Genomic DNA, 3062 nt, shown 5'->3' on the forward strand with positions numbered 1-3062 from the left:
AGGCAAGGTCCGGTATGTCGGCTGCTCGAACTACTCGGGCTGGCACTTGATGAAGGCATTGCACGTGAGCGAACGCGATCGTCTGCCGCGCTTCGTGAGCCACCAGATCCACTACACGCTTGAAGCACGCGAAGCGGAATACGAACTCGCGCCGATCGCGCTCGATCAGGGGCTCGGGATTCTCGTGTGGAGTCCGCTCGCAGGCGGCCTGCTGTCAGGTAAGCACCGCCGCGACGTGACCCCCGGGGGCACGCGCCAGCTTGCTGGCTGGACCGAGCCGCCGATCCGCGACGAGGAACGGCTGTGGTCGATCGTCGACGTACTCGTCGAGATTGCGGGCGAGCATGAGGTGTCGGCCGCGCAGGTTGCGCTTGCGTGGACGCTCGGGCGCCCCGCCGTCGCCTCGGTGATCATCGGCCAACGCAACGAGACGCAACTGCGCGACAACCTCAACGCGGCGAATCTCAAATTGACCGCCGAACAGCGCGAGCGGCTCGACAAGGCGAGCGCGCCGCCCCTGCTCTATCCGTACTGGCATCAGGCAAACACTGCACACGACCGTCTTGGCAGTGCGGACCTGTCGCTACTGCGGCCGTATCTCAAGGTGAAGGCGTAGGCTGCTGCGGCAGGCGTTGCCCAACACCACAAGAATCACCTGCGCCGATAGGCTTCGGCCATCTCGGCGCACGATTGCAGATGCAGATGCAGCGCGCGAATGGATTGACGACGAATGGCGGCCTTGACGCGGCGCATGCACGATCCGAGTGAAACAAGAATTGAACTTCGAGCGGCGGTTTTCATAAGGCACCTCAGCGAAACCTAGGGATAACCCGTTAGGGAATACCCTTAATTATACGCATTCGATGCTGCGTTGCAAAAAGATTTCCGCCGTTCCACACTCCTCTGCGACACCCAAACCGCACCATCTCAAGGCACGACGGAAAGAAACAGGAACGTCGCGAAAATCACCAGATGGACCACGCCCTGCAACACGGTGGAGCGTCCCGTACCCAGCGTAATCGTGCTGACGAGCAAGGTTAGCAAGAGCAGCACGATCTCCTTGGGCCCCAGCCCGAGCGCGATCGGCTGGCCAATCACCAGCGACACCGCGGCGACCGTCGGAATCGTCAACCCGATGCTGGCGAGCGCCGATCCGAGCGCGAGATTCAGGCTGGTTTGCAGTCGGTTCAGCCGTGCCGCACGCAACGCCGCGACGCCTTCCGGCAATAGGACAAGCGCCGCGATCACCACGCCGACCACCGCCTCGGGCGCGCCAGCCTTGGCAACGCCTGCCTCCACCGCAGGTGACAGCAGCTTCGCCAGCCCGACGACCGCAAGCAGCGATAACAGCAGCAATCCGCCTGAGGCGATTGCGTAACCCGTGGTGGGAAGCGGTGCGTGAACGTCATCCTCGACATGGCCGGGTTCCAGGATCGCGACCGGCGGCAGGAAGTAGTCGCGATGCCGGACGGTCTGGACAAACACGAAAACCACATAGAGCACGAGCGAAATTATGCCGACAAACACCAGTTGCGACGGCGACAAAACCGGACCCGGAATAGTACTGGTGAAATCGGGCAGGATCATGGTGAGAACTGACAGCGCGCACAGCACGGCCAGCGTCGCGTTTGCGCCCTGCGCCTGGAAACTCTGCTCGTGATGCCGCCAGCCGCCGACCAGCAGGCAGATCCCCACGATCCCGGTACACACAATCATGATCGCGGCGAACACGGTGTCGCGTGGCAGCCCGGCTTTCTCGGGGCCCCCCGTGACCATCACGGAGACGATCAGCGCGACTTCGATCACAGTGACCGCGATTGCGAGGACGAGCGTGCCGAAAGGCTCGCCAACCCGGTGCGCGACCACTTCGGCGTGGTGAACGGCGGCAAACACGGCGGCAGCAAGTGCGATCGCACCCAGGCCGAGAATCCAGGCGTTCGGGACGACGACTGCCAGTCCGAGGATGAGCAGTGCGGCAAAAGGCGCGATGGCAGTCCAGTCAAGCTTGAATTTCATCAGATCTCCTGGTCGATAACGCGGTTGAATGGAACAAAACGGCTCGTTTCACGAGCCGTGTCGATTGTCTCAATCAATTGTCTCAGAGAGCTGCCTCATTTCCGGAGCATCGCGCGCGTAGACCGGGAACGGTGAGCAGATCGTTAGCCAACAAGCTATTGCTCACGAAACGTCAGCGAACCGTAAACCGTTATGAGTCAGTGAGTTAGCGATCGATCCGCGACATTGTCCACAACCTTGCCCACAAAATGTGTGGACAACTTTAGTGTGTTGACATTGGGCGGGACGTTGCCGGACGGCAGGTTTTGGGTGCGAGCAGGTTTGGGAGGAGTCTGCCCGCGATGAGTGTGTGTTGAAAGAGAGCCGTTCTTCTCGCGTGGTCGATCGGCGTATGGGGCATTTCCCTGGATTAAGCCGACCGCCGCGGCAAGCAGCAGCCGGCTCGCAACTCAGGCCAGGAATTGAGCGTTCAACGTAATTTTCGCGTTATTGGCGAACAGCTTCGAGACCGGGCAGCCTTCCTTCGCCATGTTGGCTAGCTTCTCGAACGTTGCCTGATCGGTACCGGGGATTTTCGCCTTCATGTCCAGATGGCATGCCGTGATGGAGAAGCCTTCACCGTCCTTCTCGAGCGTGACGGTCGATTTCGTTTCGATGCTGTCCGCCGTCAGGCCGGCTTGCGTAAGCATGAGCGAGAACGCCATCGTGAAGCAGCCCGCATGCGCCGCGCCGATCAGCTCTTCCGGATTCGTGCCCGGACCTTCCTCGAAACGCGCAGCAAAGCCGTACGGCGCGTCTTTCAGAACGCCGGTTTGCGTCGAGATGTAGCCCTTGCCATCCTTAATGCCACCGCTCCATTTGGCCGATGCTGTCTTTTGCATGAGTGTTCTCCAGAAAGTTGAGGGATGTACGGCGACTAAGCCGCACGCAGTACAGTGTCGAACCCGAAGCGGGCCTTCCGTCGGACAACTTAGGTCAGCTCATGGCACATCCTACGTCATGCAGAAGGCATACATAAGACGCGTATGAGGTCCGCATCAGGCACG

General features: G+C 60.7%; 3 protein-coding genes. 1 reads left to right on the forward strand and 2 read right to left on the reverse strand.

Going from position 1 to position 3062, the window contains the following annotated elements:
• A partial coding sequence (locus WCA53_RS16755; RefSeq protein WP_423912684.1) for an aldo/keto reductase occupies window positions 1-616 on the forward strand: 616 nt, incomplete at its 5' end.
• Window positions 617-927: 311 nt separating this feature from the next.
• On the opposite strand, the gene WCA53_RS16760 is transcribed toward WCA53_RS16755, so the two are convergent.
• Both WCA53_RS16760 and WCA53_RS16765 read right to left on the reverse strand, forming a co-directional pair.
• The gene (locus WCA53_RS16760; RefSeq protein WP_423912687.1) at window positions 928-2016 is read right to left on the reverse strand and encodes a calcium:proton antiporter; all 1089 of its coding nucleotides are present in this window, start codon (window positions 2014-2016) and stop codon (window positions 928-930) included.
• 449 nt (window positions 2017-2465) lie between these two features.
• Window positions 2466-2897 carry an OsmC family protein gene (locus tag WCA53_RS16765; protein WP_423912691.1) on the reverse strand — a complete coding sequence of 144 codons (432 nt, stop codon included), beginning with the start codon at window positions 2895-2897 and terminating at the stop codon, window positions 2466-2468.
• Window positions 2898-3062 lie beyond the last annotated feature (165 nt).

This window comes from Caballeronia sp., from assembly GCF_049581465.1.
GTDB lineage: Bacteria > Pseudomonadota > Gammaproteobacteria > Burkholderiales > Burkholderiaceae > Caballeronia.